Origin of the sequence: Parafrigoribacterium soli, from assembly GCF_040227235.1 — a bacterium.
GTDB classification, from domain to species: domain Bacteria; phylum Actinomycetota; class Actinomycetes; order Actinomycetales; family Microbacteriaceae; genus Parafrigoribacterium_A; species Parafrigoribacterium_A soli.
Genome location: NZ_JBELNZ010000005.1, coordinates 19,686 through 33,304 on the forward strand (window position 1 = coordinate 19,686; position 13,619 = coordinate 33,304).

At 67.4% G+C, this 13,619-nt stretch carries 15 protein-coding genes; 3 read left to right on the forward strand and 12 right to left on the reverse strand.

Annotation, left to right across the window (positions count from 1 at the left end):
• Positions 1-66: 66 nt before the first annotated feature.
• The 8 genes from ABUA37_RS14260 to ABUA37_RS14295 form a co-directional block, all read right to left on the reverse strand.
• The gene (locus ABUA37_RS14260) at positions 67-735 is read right to left on the reverse strand and encodes a response regulator transcription factor (RefSeq protein ID WP_349899902.1); all 669 of its coding nucleotides are present in this window, start codon (positions 733-735) and stop codon (positions 67-69) included.
• Positions 732-1,946 carry a sensor histidine kinase gene (locus tag ABUA37_RS14265; RefSeq protein ID WP_349899903.1) on the reverse strand — a complete coding sequence of 405 codons (1,215 nt, stop codon included), beginning with the start codon at positions 1,944-1,946 and terminating at the stop codon, positions 732-734. Before ABUA37_RS14265 ends, ABUA37_RS14260 begins: the two co-directional genes overlap by 4 nt.
• An 85-nt stretch (positions 1,947-2,031) precedes the next feature.
• Entirely contained in the window at positions 2,032-2,937 is a 906-nt protein-coding gene (gene era / locus ABUA37_RS14270) for a GTPase Era (protein ID WP_349899904.1), read from the reverse strand.
• Positions 2,934-4,241 (reverse strand): hemolysin family protein, encoded by a 1,308-nt coding sequence (locus ABUA37_RS14275; RefSeq protein WP_349899905.1) that lies wholly within the window; start codon positions 4,239-4,241, stop codon positions 2,934-2,936. Before ABUA37_RS14275 ends, era begins: the two co-directional genes overlap by 4 nt.
• 6 nt (positions 4,242-4,247) lie before the next feature.
• Positions 4,248-4,712, reverse strand: coding sequence for an rRNA maturation RNase YbeY (gene ybeY / locus ABUA37_RS14280; RefSeq protein ID WP_349899906.1), 465 nt, complete (start codon positions 4,710-4,712; stop codon positions 4,248-4,250).
• The gene (locus ABUA37_RS14285) at positions 4,709-5,692 is read right to left on the reverse strand and encodes a PhoH family protein (protein WP_349899915.1); all 984 of its coding nucleotides are present in this window, start codon (positions 5,690-5,692) and stop codon (positions 4,709-4,711) included. Before ABUA37_RS14285 ends, ybeY begins: the two co-directional genes overlap by 4 nt.
• An 88-nt stretch (positions 5,693-5,780) precedes the next feature.
• Entirely contained in the window at positions 5,781-6,134 is a 354-nt protein-coding gene (locus ABUA37_RS14290; protein ID WP_349899907.1) for a histidine triad nucleotide-binding protein, read from the reverse strand.
• 4 nt (positions 6,135-6,138) lie between these two features.
• A complete protein-coding gene (locus ABUA37_RS14295) occupies positions 6,139-7,134 on the reverse strand; it encodes a DMT family transporter (protein WP_349899908.1) in 996 nt (331 codons plus the stop codon).
• 71 nt (positions 7,135-7,205) lie between these two features.
• Here ABUA37_RS14295 and ABUA37_RS14300 point away from each other — a divergent pair, with 71 nt between their 5' ends.
• Positions 7,206-8,099, forward strand: coding sequence for a LysR family transcriptional regulator (locus ABUA37_RS14300; RefSeq protein ID WP_349899909.1), 894 nt, complete (start codon positions 7,206-7,208; stop codon positions 8,097-8,099).
• A gap of 15 nt (positions 8,100-8,114) precedes the next feature.
• On the opposite strand, the gene ABUA37_RS14305 is transcribed toward ABUA37_RS14300, so the two are convergent.
• The 3 genes from ABUA37_RS14305 to hrcA all read right to left on the reverse strand — a co-directional run bounded on the left by ABUA37_RS14305 (position 8,115) and on the right by hrcA (position 11,229).
• The gene (locus ABUA37_RS14305) at positions 8,115-8,843 is read right to left on the reverse strand and encodes a 16S rRNA (uracil(1498)-N(3))-methyltransferase (RefSeq protein ID WP_349899910.1); all 729 of its coding nucleotides are present in this window, start codon (positions 8,841-8,843) and stop codon (positions 8,115-8,117) included.
• 182 nt (positions 8,844-9,025) lie between these two features.
• Complete coding sequence (dnaJ, locus tag ABUA37_RS14310) at positions 9,026-10,132, reverse strand: molecular chaperone DnaJ (protein ID WP_349899916.1); 1,107 nt, start codon at positions 10,130-10,132, stop codon at positions 9,026-9,028.
• A gap of 74 nt (positions 10,133-10,206) precedes the next feature.
• Entirely contained in the window at positions 10,207-11,229 is a 1,023-nt protein-coding gene (gene hrcA, locus ABUA37_RS14315) for a heat-inducible transcriptional repressor HrcA (RefSeq protein WP_349899911.1), read from the reverse strand.
• A gap of 218 nt (positions 11,230-11,447) precedes the next feature.
• On the opposite strand from hrcA, the gene ABUA37_RS14320 reads away from it, so the two are divergent.
• Positions 11,448-11,840 carry a DUF4870 domain-containing protein gene (locus ABUA37_RS14320; RefSeq protein WP_349899912.1) on the forward strand — a complete coding sequence of 131 codons (393 nt, stop codon included), beginning with the start codon at positions 11,448-11,450 and terminating at the stop codon, positions 11,838-11,840.
• Positions 11,841-11,897: 57 nt separating this feature from the next.
• Positions 11,898-12,269 carry a DUF4870 domain-containing protein gene (locus tag ABUA37_RS14325; RefSeq protein WP_349899913.1) on the forward strand — a complete coding sequence of 124 codons (372 nt, stop codon included), beginning with the start codon at positions 11,898-11,900 and terminating at the stop codon, positions 12,267-12,269.
• On the opposite strand, the gene hemW is transcribed toward ABUA37_RS14325, so the two are convergent.
• Positions 12,266-13,486, reverse strand: coding sequence for a radical SAM family heme chaperone HemW (gene hemW / locus ABUA37_RS14330; protein WP_349899914.1), 1,221 nt, complete (start codon positions 13,484-13,486; stop codon positions 12,266-12,268). The two genes, ABUA37_RS14325 and hemW, sit on opposite strands and share 4 nt — an antisense overlap.
• Between the last annotated feature and the right edge of the window lie 133 nt (positions 13,487-13,619).

The window sequence follows — 13,619 nt, forward strand, 5'->3', positions numbered from 1 at the left end:
GGTCGGCAGCGCATCCGCCTCGTCAGTCGCTCGTCGTTCGTCGCTACATCCGGAGGATGATTCGCGCTACTCGTTGAGCCCGTGCTCGAAGGCGAAGACGACGAGCTGCACCCGGTCGCGCAGCCCGAGCTTGGCCAGAATGCGGCTGATGTGCGTCTTCACGGTCGCCTCGCTCAGGTACTCCCCCGCCGCGATCTCGGAGTTGCTCAGCCCCCTCGCCGCGAGCACGAAGATGTCGCGCTCCCTCGCGGTGAGGGCCGCGAACGCCGCCGGCTCGGCAGGTCTGCGCTGGCTGCCATCGAAGTGTTCGAAGAGCTCGCGAGTTGCCGAGGCCGCGATCACCGCATTGCCGGCGTGCACGGTTCGGATGGAGGCGAGCAGGAACTCGGGGTCGGCATCCTTCAACAGAAAGCCGCTCGCGCCGCCGCGGATCGCACGCGTCGCCGCCTCGTCGAGGTCGAAGGTGGTGAGCACGATGATGCGGGGCGCGGGAACGCCCCGGTGATCGGCGTCTGCCAGGATGGCGATGGTGGCGGCGATGCCGTCCATGACGGGCATGCGGATGTCCATGAGAATAACGTCGGGTCTCGCCGCGACGACCATCGCCACGGCTTCGCTGCCGTCGCCCGCCTCACCGACGAACTCCAGATCCGGCTGCGAGGCGACGAGCATGCGGATTCCCGCGCGGAACAGCGACTGGTCGTCGACCAGCGCGACGCGGATCGGATCGCTCACGAACTCACGCCCGCTTTCGTGGAGAGGGGAAGGGTGGTTGCGACGACGTAGCGCCGCGCGTCCTGCTGCCCCGCCGTGAACGTGCCGCCCCAGAGCACCGCTCGTTCGCGCATGCCGGCCAGACCGTGTCCGTCTGGCGTCCTGTCCGCGTCGACTCGCGAAGCATCCATCCCGTTGCTCACCGTCACGGTCACCGAGTTGGGGCTCCAGTCGAAGCGCACGACCGCGGCGGCGGAGCGGTCGCCGTGCCGAAGCGCATTCGTGAGCGCCTCCTGCACGATGCGATAGATCGCGAGCTGCTGACCCGTGGCGAGCGCGACGGGTTCGCCGACCACCTCGACATCAACCCCCAGGCCGGATGACCGCAACTGCTCGAACAGTCGCTCGAGGTCCGCCAGCACAGGTTGCGGTGCCTCGCCCTGGCTGTGCCGAAGCTGGCCCAGCAGCACGCGCACGTCGGCGAGAGCGTCCCGGGCCGTGCCTGCGATGGTCGTGAGGGCCGCGTCGACCGCATCCGGATCGTGTTCGCGGGCATACCTCGCGCCATCCGCCTGGGCGATGACGACCGCGAGCGAGTGCGCGACAACGTCGTGCATGTCGCGCGCGATGCGGTTGCGCTCCTGCTCCACCACAGTCTCGTTCTGCGCGTCGATGCGTCGGCGCTCGGCAAGGATCCTCGCCTGGCTGATCTCGCGATTGACCCGCCAGCTCTTCGCGAGCAGGCCGAGGGTCCAGCTGAGCGCGAAGACGGTGAGCGCGACGAAGAACAGGATGAGCATCGAGAACGCCCAGTGCGGCAGCGCGACGCCCACGCAGGAGCCATCGGGAGTGGTGGCACAGTTGGGCGTGAACAGCAGGCTGCGCAGTGAACTGTAGATCGCCACGATGATCGCGCCGATGCCGCTCGACGCGAGCCCGGACCATTTGACCAGCGGCGTGCCGTAGCACGCCGTGGCGTAGAGCACAGGAAGGATCGCCAGGTTGGAGCTGTCTGGATCGAGACCGGCGAGAACCTGAAGGATCGCACCAGCCCAGGCGATGGCCAGCGCGAGCGCGGGGCTCTTCCGCCGCAGCGCGAGTGCGGCCGCCATCGCGACGACCACGAAGAGCATCACGACGGACTCCATGCCGAGCGTCAACCGCAGCAGGAAGCAGCAGGCCGCGAGCGTGAGGTCGAACGCCAACTGGCGCGCCGTGATGGTGCGGAACATGTGTTCCACGGTAGAGGCTTCCCGGCTCGCCGGAGCGGATCTCACCCTCGAGCGAGTCAAGATCATCCTGTGGATGTAGTCGGGCTCAGAAGCCCAGGCGGCCCAGCTGCTTCGGGTCGCGCTGCCAGTCCTTGGCCACCTTGACGCGCAGAGACAGGTAGACCTGCTTGCCGACGAGCGGTTCGATCTCGGCGCGCGCTCGCGCTCCGACCTCGGTGAGCCTCGATCCCTGGTGGCCGATGATGATGCCCTTCTGGCTGTCTCGCTCCACGAACAGGTTGGCGTAGATCTCGACCAGGTCCTTGTCGTCGCGCTCGATGATGTCGTCCACGGTCACGGCGATGGAGTGCGGCAGCTCGTCCTGCACGCCCTCGAGAACGGCCTCGCGGATGAGCTCGCTCACGCGATCCTCGAGGCCCTCCTCGGTCACGGCATCAGAGGGGTAGAGCGGCGCCGAGACCGGCAGCAGCCGGATGAGTTCGCTCGCGAGCGTGTCGAGCTGGATGTGGCTGGTCGCCGACACGGGAATGATTGTCTCCCAGTCCCGTAGTTCCGATATCGCCAGCAGCTGCGCGGCAACCGCCGGGCGGGATGCAGCGTCGATCTTCGTGACGATGGCCACCTTCTTGGCGCGCGGGAACGCATCCAGCTGCTCGTTGATGTAGCGGTCGCCGGGGCCGATCTTCTCGTTCGCGGGCATGCAGAACCCGACGACGTCCACGTCGCCGAGGGTGTCCTGCACGATGCTGTTGAGTCGCTCGCCGAGCAGGGTGCGCGGGCGGTGCATGCCCGGGGTGTCGACCAGGATCAGCTGTCCGGATTTCTGGTGCGCGATGCCGCGGATGGCGCGACGAGTGGTCTGCGGCTTGCTGCTCGTGATCGCGACCTTCTCCCCCACGAGCGCGTTGGTCAGGGTGGACTTGCCGACGTTCGGGCGCCCGACGAATGAGACGAACCCCGCGCGATACTCGGACTGTGGTGCTGTGGTCATGATGGTTCGCCGTCTTCCGTCGTGTCTGAGAATGCCGCCTGCGCGTCCCTGAGCGCCTGGTCGCGCTCAACGATCACCGTGCTGAGTCGCTTGCGCCGACCCTCCGTGCGTTCTGCCGTGAGGATCAGGCCCGAGTACGTCACCGACGCCCCGGGAAGCGGGAGCCGGCCGAGCACCTTCGCCAGGAGCCCGCCGACCGAGTCGACGTCGTCGTCGTCGAGGTCGATGTCGAAGAGTTCGCCGAGTTCATCGACCGGCAGTCTCGCGCTGACCCTGAACCGGCCGTCGGGTAGCTCCTCGAACTCCACCACCTCGCGGTCATACTCGTCCGAAATGTCCCCGACGAGCTCCTCGATGATGTCTTCCATGGTCGCGAGTCCCGCGATCCCGCCGTATTCGTCGACGACCATCGCGAGGTGGTTCGACTCGAGCTGCATCTGGCGCAGGAGGTCGTCGACCTTCTTCGACTCCGGAACGAACAGCGAGGTCCTGGCGAGGTCGACCACGGTGAGGTCCTCATAGCCGGAGGGCCGCTCGTAGCTCAGCCTCGCGACATCGCGGAGGTAGAGCACGCCGAGCACCTCGTCGACGTCCTCACCGATGACCGGCATCCGCGAGACGCCACGGCTGAGAAACAGGCCCATGGCGGCGCCGATGCTGTCGGTGCCGTCGATGGTCACCATGTCCGTGCGCGGGATCATGACCTCGCGCACCACGGTGTCGTTGAACTCGAAGATCGAGTGGATGAGCTCGCGGTCGTCTTCCTCGAGCACCTCGAGTTCGGTCGCCTCATCGACCATGCTGAGCAGCTGCTCCTCGGAGGAAAAGCTCGCCGCCTTCGGCCGCCCGGGCGTGACCCGGTTGCCCACGGCGACGAGCGCCGCCGCGATCGGTCCCAGGAACACGCGCACCGCGTGCACCGTCGAGGATCCCCAGCGCATGATCGCCCGCGCGTTGACCCGCCCCACGCTGCGCGGGCTCGATCCGACGAGTACGAAGGATGCGAGGGTCATGATCGCCGCGGATGCCAGCAGCGTCCACCACCACTGCGTGAACACGGTGGCGAAGGTGAGGGTGACGAGAACGGCGGCGGTCGTCTCCGCGACGACGCGCATGAAGTTGATGGCGTTGACGTGAGCGCCCACGTCACCGGCGATGGCGAGCAGCGAGGCCCTGGAGCGAGAGTGGGCCGCCAGTTCCTGGAGGTCTGCGCGCGAGAGCACGCTGAGTGCGGCATCCGCGGCGGCGAGGAAGCCGCCGAACGCCACGAGCAGCACGGCGACGCCGACGAAGATGGCGATCATGCGCGGCTAGTTCGGTCGTTGGTCGGCAAGGGAGAAGCCCGCGAGGATGTCGCGCTGCATGCCGAACATCTCCTTCTCTTCCTCCGGCTCGGCGTGATCGAATCCGAGCAGGTGAAGGATGCCGTGGGTCGTCAGCAGGAGCAGTTCGTCGAGCGTCGAGTGCCCGGCCTCCTCGGCCTGGGCGATCGCCACCTGCGGGCAGAGCACGATGTCACCGAGGAGTCCGGCGGGGCTCAGCGCGTCTTCGGTGCCGGGGCGAAGCTCGTCCATGGGAAAGCTGAGCACATCCGTGGGGCCCGGCTCGTCCATCCACTGCACGTGGAGCTGTTCCATGGCCGCCTCGTCGACGAGCACGATCGCGAGTTCGGCATCCGGATGCACGTGGAGCTGATCGAGCGCGAAGATGGCCAGCCGCTGCAGAGCGGCCTCGTCCACCGGAACCGAAGACTCGTTGTTGACCTCGACGCTCATGCCGTCGGACCCTCCTGGTTGCGGCGCTGCTCGCGCTCGAAGCGCTTCGCCTGACGTTCCGCATCGTACTTCGTGTAGGCGTCGACGATCTGGCCGACGAGGTTGTGGCGAACGACGTCGTCGCTCGTGAGCCTGGAGAAGTGGATCTCGTCGACGCCGCCGAGCACGCTCGTCACGAGTTGAAGTCCGCTCGCGCCCGCGGGCAGGTCGATCTGGGTGATGTCGCCGGTGACGACCATCTTCGAGCCGAATCCGAGCCTCGTGAGGAACATCTTCATCTGCTCGGGCGACGTGTTCTGCGCCTCGTCGAGCACGATGAACGCGTCGTTGAGCGTGCGACCGCGCATGTAGGCGAGCGGCGCGACCTCGATCGTTCCCGTCGCCAGGAGCTTCGGCACGACCTCCGGGTCCATCATTTCGCCGAGCGCGTCGTAGAGCGGACGGAGGTACGGGTCGATCTTGTCGGTGAGGGTGCCCGGCAGGTAGCCGAGCCGCTCCCCTGCCTCGACCGCGGGGCGCGTGAGGATGATGCGGTTGACCTCTTTGCGCTGGAGCGCCTGCACGGCCTTGGCCATCGCGAGGTAGGTCTTGCCGGTTCCCGCCGGGCCGATGCCAAACACGATGGTGTTCTGGTCGATCGCGTCGACGTAGTCCTTCTGCCCGAGGGTCTTCGGGCGGATGCTCTTGCCACGGCTCGTGAGGATCGCCTGGCTCAGCAGCTCCGCCGGGCTCGCTCGCGGGTCGTTCCGCAGGATCTTGGCGGACTCGGCCACGCTACGCTCGTCGACGTCTCGCTCTCCGGCGACCCCGTCCCCGCGGATCATGGTCACCAGCTCCTCGACGAGTCTCACTGCCGAGCGCACCTGTTCGGCGTCCCCGGCGAGCGTGATCTCGTTGCCCCGCACCGCAACCTCGACGAGCGGGAACTGCCGCTCGATCACCTTCAGCAGGCGATCATGGGTGCCGAGGAGCCGCACCATCGCCACGTCTTCGACCCGCAACTGCACCCGCGTCGACGACGTGCTCTGCGCTGCGCCGGTGTCTGCGGTGTCCCGTTCGGGTACTGAACTACTGGGCAAGAGTGCCTTCCTGAAGAGTTCCGCCGAGAACGTGGGCGTGAACGTGAAAAACGGTCTGTCCGGCGCTTTCGCCGGTGTTGAAGACCAAACGGTATTCGCCGCCGGAATGTTCCGCCGCGAGGCTCTGTGCGGTCGCGACCACCTCGGCGAGCAGCGCGGGATCGCCCGCGGCGAGCTCGGCCACGTTGGCATACCGATCGGTCTTCGGCACGACGAGCAGGTGCACCGGGGCCTGCGGGGCGATGTCGCGGAACGAGATGATGCGATCGCTTTCGAAGACGATGTCGGCCGGAATTTCGCGCGCGATGATGCGGGTGAAGATCGACGGGTTCTCGGCTGACATGCACTTAGCTTAAACGACTGGGCTCGAGCGAAGGCGGCCGTTCGCCCTCAGCAGTATTGCGCGACGCACCGCGCTCGCGGTGGCGCTGCTCGATCCTCCTCCCCCAGAACGTTCCGATGAGCACGAGCGCGACTCCGCACCATCCGGTCGGGTCGAGGTGTTCTCTCGCGATGCCGACACCGATGACGGTCGCCCACAGGGGTTCCGTGCCGAGCAACAGGCTCACCCGCGCGGGCGAAGTGCGCCGCACGGCCCACATCTGCACGAAGAACGCGAACACCGTGCAGACCACCACGAGGTAGACGAACAGTGCCCACTGCGCGGCGCTGAGCGTGGCGACATATGACGGCATGGACTGCCTCAGGAACGACGACCCCACGCAGAACAGCAGGGCGCAGGTGCCGAGCTGCACGGTCGTGAGCATGCGCGTGTTGAGCGGCGCACGGCCGCGGTCGCCCTCGGTCAGTCGGTGCATCGTCACGACATGAATGGCCCGGATGACCGCGGCAGCCAGGATCAGCACGTCGCCGACACTGGGCGCCTGGAACGCCCCCACGCCGGCCAGGAGGGCCACCCCGACCACGGCGACAATGGCCGCGACGAAGAAGCTGCCCGGTAGGCGGCGACGAGTCACGATCGATTCGAGGATGGGGGTGAACACGACGGTGAGGCTGATGATCAGGCCCGCATTCGTGGCCGAGGTATGGGCGACGCCGAAGGTCTCGCACGCGAAGACCGCGGCCAGCAGCACGCCGAGAATGACGCCGACGCGCAACTCTCGCCTCGCCTGTCCCGCGGGCGCTCGCACCCTACTGCGCGTCCGCCCCACCCCGACGACGACACCCATGATGACCGCGGCGAGCAGCATGCGCGCGGCGAGGAGCGCGAGCACCGACGACGGACTCACGAGTTCCTTCGTGACGAGGTAGGTCGAGCCCCAGGATGCCGCCACGACGAGCAGGAGAAGGTCGACGCGGAAACGGCTGAGGAGCGAAGTCACTCCCCCATCGTGCGGTCGCGGATAGCTAAGCACAAGGGAGCGATTTCGGGCCTATGGATTAGTTTGGACTAATGGAATTGGGTCAGCTCCGGGCGCTTCGCGAGCTACGGGATCGCGGGAGCATTGCCGCGGTCGCCGCCTCGCTGCACGTCACGCCGTCATCCGTCTCGCAGCAGCTCACCGCCCTGCAGCGCGGCTCGAGCGTGCCGCTCACCAGGCGCGAGGGTCGACGCACCGTGCTCACGGATGCGGGGCTCGCGCTGGCTGCGGCCGCCGTGGGCGTCGAAGTGGCGCTCGCGAAGGCCAGGCAGGCGGTGCGGGACTTCCAGACCGAACCGGCCGGCACCGTCTCAGTCGCGGCGTTCACGAGCGCGGGATCCGCGCTCGTCGCACCGCTGCTCACCGAGTTCGCCGACGCCGATGGAACGCGGCTGGCCCTGAGCGACGAGGATGTCGCCCAGGACGACTTCCCCGCCCTCACCGCGAGGCACGATCTGGTCGTCGCACACCGGCTCGCAGGCAGTGCACCCTGGCCGCAGTCCGTGTCGGTCGAACCGCTGCTGTTCGAACCGCTCGACGTCGCTATCGGCGTCGGGCATCCGCTGTCGGGCCACCGCTCACTGACACCGGAGGACTTGCGGGGCGAAAGCTGGGTGGCCGTGCACGACGGATTTCCCCTCGAGGGCGCGCTCGCCTCCCTGCTTTCCTCGAGCGAGGTGCGGATCGCGCATCGGATCAACGAGTTCTCCACGGCCGCGGCCGTCGTCGCGGCGAGCGGATGCCTCGCGCTCATGCCGCGCTACACACCCGAGCACCACCCTGGCGTCAGACTCATACCGCTGGAGCAACCGCTGCTCGGCCGTCAGATCGACTGCCTTGCCCGTCCGGAAACACTCGAACGCGCGAACGTGCAACTCGTTCTTTCCCGGCTGAGGTCGATGGCGGCGACGCTCACGCAGCGCTGAATCAGTCCGGCGCTCTTACCAGCGGCCGAGTCGCGAGTTGAGCACGGCGATCGCGGCGGGACCCGCGGTGGAGGTGCGCAGCACTGGACCGCCGAGTTTCCAGGCGGATGCCCCTGCCGCGGTCAGTCGCGCCAGCTCGGCATCCGAGATCCCGCCCTCCGGCCCCACCACCAGCACGATGTCGCGTCCGTCGGGTTCGAGGGCACTGAGTGGCTGCTGCGCGGTCGGGTCGAGCACGATCATCCGCGCCTCAGCCGCCAGCGCGCAGAGCACCGCCGTCGAGGCGAGGTCGCCCACCTCGGGAATCCAGGGTCGCAGGGACTGCTTGGTCGCCTCCCGCACGATGGCAGACCACCGCCGGTGACCCTTGGCGACCTTATTGCCCTCCCACTTGACGATCGAACGCTGCGCCGCCCACGGGATAACGCCGTCGACACCGAGCTCAGTTGCCTGCTGCACGGCGTACTCGTCGCGATCGCCCTTCGCGAGCGCCTGGGCGAGCCAGATCGCGGGGCTCGCCGCCGGCGTTTCGGCGACCGTCGCCACCTCGACGACGAATTCGGAGATCTCGGCCGAGACGATCTCCCCGGTCGCGACGAGCCCGGCACCGTTGCCGATCGAGATCGATTCGCCGACCGCCAGGCGACTCACCGTGACCGCGTGCCGCGCCTCGGCGCCCGTCACGGAGACCCGTTCGCCCACGACGGCAGCCACCAGCTCGTCGCTCAGATAGAAGTGCGCCACGTCTCAACTCTCCCAGATCTCGCCCCGCCCAGAAGCACCTCTCCGGTCCCCTGATTTCGGAAATTCAGGACATTGGTCGCGCCGCGACGCTTTCGCCCCTACAGTGACGGCGCGGAAGCGCAGCCACTCGCGCCATAGTCCTGAATTTCCGAAAGGGCCAGGCGAAGGCGGGAGCCGGTGCGTCAGATGTTGAGGAAGCGGTCGCGCAGCTTCTGGAAGAGGCCCTGCTGGAAGTGGGTCAGCGTGGGAGCGGCCTGCTTGCGGGAGCCGGCGAACTGCTTGATCAACTCCTGCTCCTTGCCGCTGAGCTTCGTCGGTGTCGTCACCTGCACGCCGATCTTGAGGTCGCCGCGGCCGTTGCCACGCAGGCGCGTGACGCCCCGATCCTTCACCGTGATCACCTCGGCGCTCTGCGTGCCGGGCTTGATCTCGACCGAGACCTCGCCGTCGAGCGTCTTGAGCGTGGTCTTGGTGCCGAGGATCGCATCCGTCATCTGCACCTCGAGCGTCGCCAACAGGTCGTCGCCATTGCGGCTGAAGACATCGTGGTGGCGCACCTTGATCTCCAGGTAGAGGTCGCCGTTGGGGCCACCCGCCGGGCCGACCTCGCCCTGCGAGGGCATCTGGAGGCGAAGTCCGGTGTCCACGCCGGCGGGGATGTCGACGGGGATGGTGCGGCGGGCGCGCACGCGGCCCTGGCCCTGGCAGGTGGGGCACGGGTTCGGGATGACGGTGCCGTAGCCGCGGCAGGTGCCGCAGGGGCTCGAGGTCATGACGTTTCCGAGGAGGCTTCGAACGGTGCGCTGGATCTGGCCAGTGCCCTGGCAGATGTCGCAGGTGACGGGCTGCGTGCCGGGCGCGCAGCACGAGCCGCCACAGGTCTCACACAGCACGGCCGTGTCGACCTCGACGTCCCGGCGGGTGCCGAACACGATGTCGTCGAGGTCGACCTCGACGCGGATGAGGGCGTCCTGTCCGCGCTCACGGCGCGACCGCGGTCCCGACCTTCGGCCGCCGCCCCCGCCGAAGAACGTCTCGAAGATGTCGCCGAAGCCGCCGAAGTTCGCACCTCCACCGAAGCCCGCCTGCGGCCCGAGGTCATACTGCTGGCGCTCGTTCGGATCGGACAGCACGTCGTAGGCGTGCGTGACGAGCTTGAACTTCTCGGATGCCTCCGCGCTCGGGTTCACGTCGGGGTGCAGCTCCCGGGCAAGTCGGCGGTATGCCTTCTTGATCTGCTCGGGGGTCGCGTCCCGCTCGACGCCCAGAACCTCATAGTGGTCTGCCAATGTCATTCCTCAGTCTTGTCGTGTGCGGTCGGCCGGAGCCGGCTCAGTGCAGTGCGGATGCGCGAAGCGACGAGCTAGTCGTCGCCCAGCAGCCGCGAAAGATATCGTGCGACGGCCCTGACCGCCGCAATGTTGTTCGAGTAGTCCATGCGCGTCGGGCCGAGCACCCCGAGCCGCGCGAGGCCATCACCGGTCGAGGTGTATCCGGTGGCCAGCACGGAGGTCTCCGCGAGGCCGAATGATGCGTTCTCGCTGCCGATGCTCACCGAGAATCCGTTCTGGTCCGGCTCCATCTCGCCGAAGAGCCGCAAGAGGGTGACCTGCTCCTCGATCGCCTCGAGCACGGGGTAGATGCTTCCGCTGAAGTCCTCTTCCGTGCGCACGAGGTTCGCGGCCCCCGCCATGAGCAGCCGCTCCTGCCGGTTCGCCAGCACCTGCTCGGCAAGAGCGGACGCGACCTGCTGCACCGTCTCGGCGCGGTCGGTCTCAAACTGGTCGCCGAACGCCGAAAGCTTCTCGACGGCATCGCTGAGCCCGAGGCCCCCGATCGCGGCGTTGAGCCGGGTGCGCAACTCGGCGAGGAACTCGTCATCCAGTTCCTCGCTCACGTCGAGCAGGCGCTGCTCGACCCGGCCGGAGTCAGTGATCAGCACCGTCATCATGCGCGTGGCGGCAAGCCTGACGAGTTCGACATGACGGATGCGCGACCGCGTGAGCGAGGGATACTGCACGAGAGCGACGTGGTGCGTCAGCTGCGAGAGCAGCCGAACCGTGCGGCCGAGCACCTCGTCGAGATCCGCGGACTGGCCGAGGAAGATCTCGATGGCCTGCCGCTGTGCGGGACTGAGCGGTCGCAGGTCAGCAAGCTGGTTGACAAAGACGCGGTACCCCTTATCCGTGGGGATACGGCCGGACGAGGTGTGCGGCGCGGCGATCAGTTCTTCGTCTTCGAGCAACGCCATGTCGTTGCGGATGGTCGCCGCAGACACCCCGAAGGAGTGGCGGTCGACGATCGATTTCGAGCCGACCGGCTCACGGGACGCCACGTAGTCCTGCACGATCACTCGCAGAACCTCGAGGCTGCGATCGGAAACCATGTCGCGTCCTCTCTTCACTGCGCACTGCGGTTGGCACTCAACCACTTCGACTGCTAATTGTATCGCGACACGCGCCCCCGGAGGGCATTGCGTGGCCGTGGCCGTGGGCAGTACCTTATGCATGTGTTGGCACCGCGCCCCAGAATGGGGGCCCGGTCGATGACTCCCAAGTCTCTCCTGCTCCCGGGACGGACCCGCTTACCTGAAAGGCAATGCAGATGACTGACCCAACCCCGCAGCCGGCAGCCCCTCAGCCCGCAGCGCCACTCACCGCCTCAGACGACAAGCTGTGGGCCTCGCTCGCCCACTTCGGCGGCATCCTCTCCATTCTCCCCTCGCTCATCATCTTCCTGGTCTTCAAGGACCGCGGCGCCCTGACCCGTCAGGAGTCGAAGGAGGCGCTGAACTGGCAGATCACCTGGCTCGCGGTTGACATCATTTCCTTCATCATCGGGATGGCCACGATCTGGTTTGGTGTCGGCTTCTTCTTCCTCACCGTCATCCCGTGGATCCTGTACATCGCGAACGTGGTGTTCTCCATCCTCGGCGGCGTGAAGGTCAACAGCGGCGGCGCCTACCGGTACCCGGTCTCCGTGCGGCTCATCAAGTAGCAGGCGTTCGGAAGGGGCGGGAGCGTGGCTCCCGCCCCTTCTTGGTTTAATGGGTCAATGACCGACTCAACGCCACCGACCAACCCCTACCGGGGATCGACACCTCTCAGTGCCGCAGACGAGAAACTGTGGGCGACCCTCGTGCATGTCGGCGGGATCTTCTTTCACATTCTGCCGTCGCTGATCGGCTACCTGATCCTCAAGGAGCGCGGGCCGTTCATCCGGCAGCACACCGCGAGCGCGCTCAACTTCCAGCTGACGCTGATCATCGCCTACATCGTCGGAGCGATCACGACAATCCTGCTCATCGGTGTCGTCATCCTCCTCGCGGCGGTCGTGGCGAACGTCGTGTTCAGCATCCTCGCGGCGATCGCCGCAAACCGTGGCGAGAGCTACGTGTACCCGCTCGCGATCCGGTTCGCCAGCTAGGTCAGCCTGCGAACGACGGCGTCGGCGAGCAGCCTGCCGCGCAGGGTCAGCTCGATCCTTCCGCGAATGGCCGCCGCGCCGTCGATCAGCTCGTCGGCGATGAGACCGGCGACTGCCGCGCGTGCCTCCTGGGGCAGGACGGCGATCGGAAGGCCCTCGCGGATCCGGCTCTGCAGCAGCACGCGCTCGACCCGCCGCGTCTCTGCATCGAGCACCTCGCGGCCGGCACCGGGCGACTCGCCTGCGGCGATGCGTTCGGCGTAGGCAGCGGGATGCTTGACATTCCACCAGCGCACCCCGCCCACGTGGCTGTGCGCCCCTGGGCCGATGCCCCACCAGTCGTGTCCCTGCCAGTAGGCGAGGTTGTGACGCGAGACGAACTCGGGCGAGGTGGCCCAGTTGCTCACCTCGTACCAGTCGTATCCGGCCTGGCCGAGCACGGCATCCGCGAGCTCGTACATGTCGGCCTGAAGGTCTTCGTCGGGAGTGGCGACCTCTCCGCGGCGGATCTGGCGCGCGAGCTTGGTGCCGTCCTCGACGATGAGAGAGTAGGCCGAGAGATGATCCGGATGCTGGGCGATCGCGTGTTCCAGCGAGGTGCGCCAGTCCTCGATCGACTCACCCGGCGTGCCGTAGATGAGGTCGAGGCTCACCTGCAGCCCCGCCTGTCTCGCCCAGTCGACGACGAGCGGGATGCGCTCGGGGTCGTGGGTGCGCTCGAGCGTCGCGAGCACGTGGGGCACAGCGGACTGCATCCCAAAGGACACGCGGGTGAAGCCGGCGTCAGCGAGTGAGCGCAGGTATGCCGCGTCGACCGAGTCCGGGTTGGCCTCGGTGGTGACCTCCGCGCCGGGGACGAGGCCCCAGGCATCCACGACAGCAGCGAGCATGGCCGAGAGGTCTGTGGCGGGCAGCATCGTGGGCGTTCCGCCGCCGAAGAACACGGTCGAGACGGGTCGCGGAGGCACCCCGGCGGACGCGAGCACCTGCCGCGCGAGAGCGACCTCGGCAATGGCCTGCCCCGCGTATTCCGTTCGCTTCGTGCCGCGCAGTTCCTCGGCCGTGTAGGTGTTGAAGTCGCAATAGCCGCACCTGACTCGGCAGAACGGCACGTGCAGGTAGACGCCGAAGTTGCGGGCGGTCGCATCGACCGCCGAGGAGAACGGCAGCGCTCCGTCGAGCGGCGCCGGGTCGGCGATCGGAAGGGCGGAGGGCATCCTCCGATTCTCCCCTCTTTCGCGACCCGGCGCCGCCTAGGTGTACTCGGTCATGACGTTGGTGACACTCGGCTGATTGGTGGTTTGCCTCCGCAGGCGGTGTGTGGTCGATCGTAGTTGTAGTGGTTCAGCC

Excerpts from the sequence above, each read along its gene's own strand:
- ABUA37_RS14300 (WP_349899909.1), top strand. The coding sequence starts at position 7,206 with ATGGAATTGGGTCAGCTCCGGGCGCTTCGCGAGCTACGGGATCGCGGG.
- hemW (WP_349899914.1), bottom strand. The coding sequence starts at position 13,486 with ATGCCCTCCGCCCTTCCGATCGCCGACCCGGCGCCGCTCGACGGAGCG.
- hrcA (WP_349899911.1), bottom strand. The coding sequence starts at position 11,229 with ATGGTTTCCGATCGCAGCCTCGAGGTTCTGCGAGTGATCGTGCAGGAC.
- ABUA37_RS14290 (WP_349899907.1), bottom strand. The coding sequence starts at position 6,134 with ATGTCAGCCGAGAACCCGTCGATCTTCACCCGCATCATCGCGCGCGAA.
- era (WP_349899904.1), bottom strand. The coding sequence starts at position 2,937 with ATGACCACAGCACCACAGTCCGAGTATCGCGCGGGGTTCGTCTCATTC.
- ABUA37_RS14275 (WP_349899905.1), bottom strand. The coding sequence starts at position 4,241 with ATGATCGCCATCTTCGTCGGCGTCGCCGTGCTGCTCGTGGCGTTCGGC.
- ABUA37_RS14285 (WP_349899915.1), bottom strand. The coding sequence starts at position 5,692 with ATGGTGCGGCTCCTCGGCACCCATGATCGCCTGCTGAAGGTGATCGAG.
- ABUA37_RS14265 (WP_349899903.1), bottom strand. The coding sequence starts at position 1,946 with ATGTTCCGCACCATCACGGCGCGCCAGTTGGCGTTCGACCTCACGCTC.
- ybeY (WP_349899906.1), bottom strand. The coding sequence starts at position 4,712 with ATGAGCGTCGAGGTCAACAACGAGTCTTCGGTTCCGGTGGACGAGGCC.
- ABUA37_RS14320 (WP_349899912.1), top strand. The coding sequence starts at position 11,448 with ATGACTGACCCAACCCCGCAGCCGGCAGCCCCTCAGCCCGCAGCGCCA.
- ABUA37_RS14325 (WP_349899913.1), top strand. The coding sequence starts at position 11,898 with ATGACCGACTCAACGCCACCGACCAACCCCTACCGGGGATCGACACCT.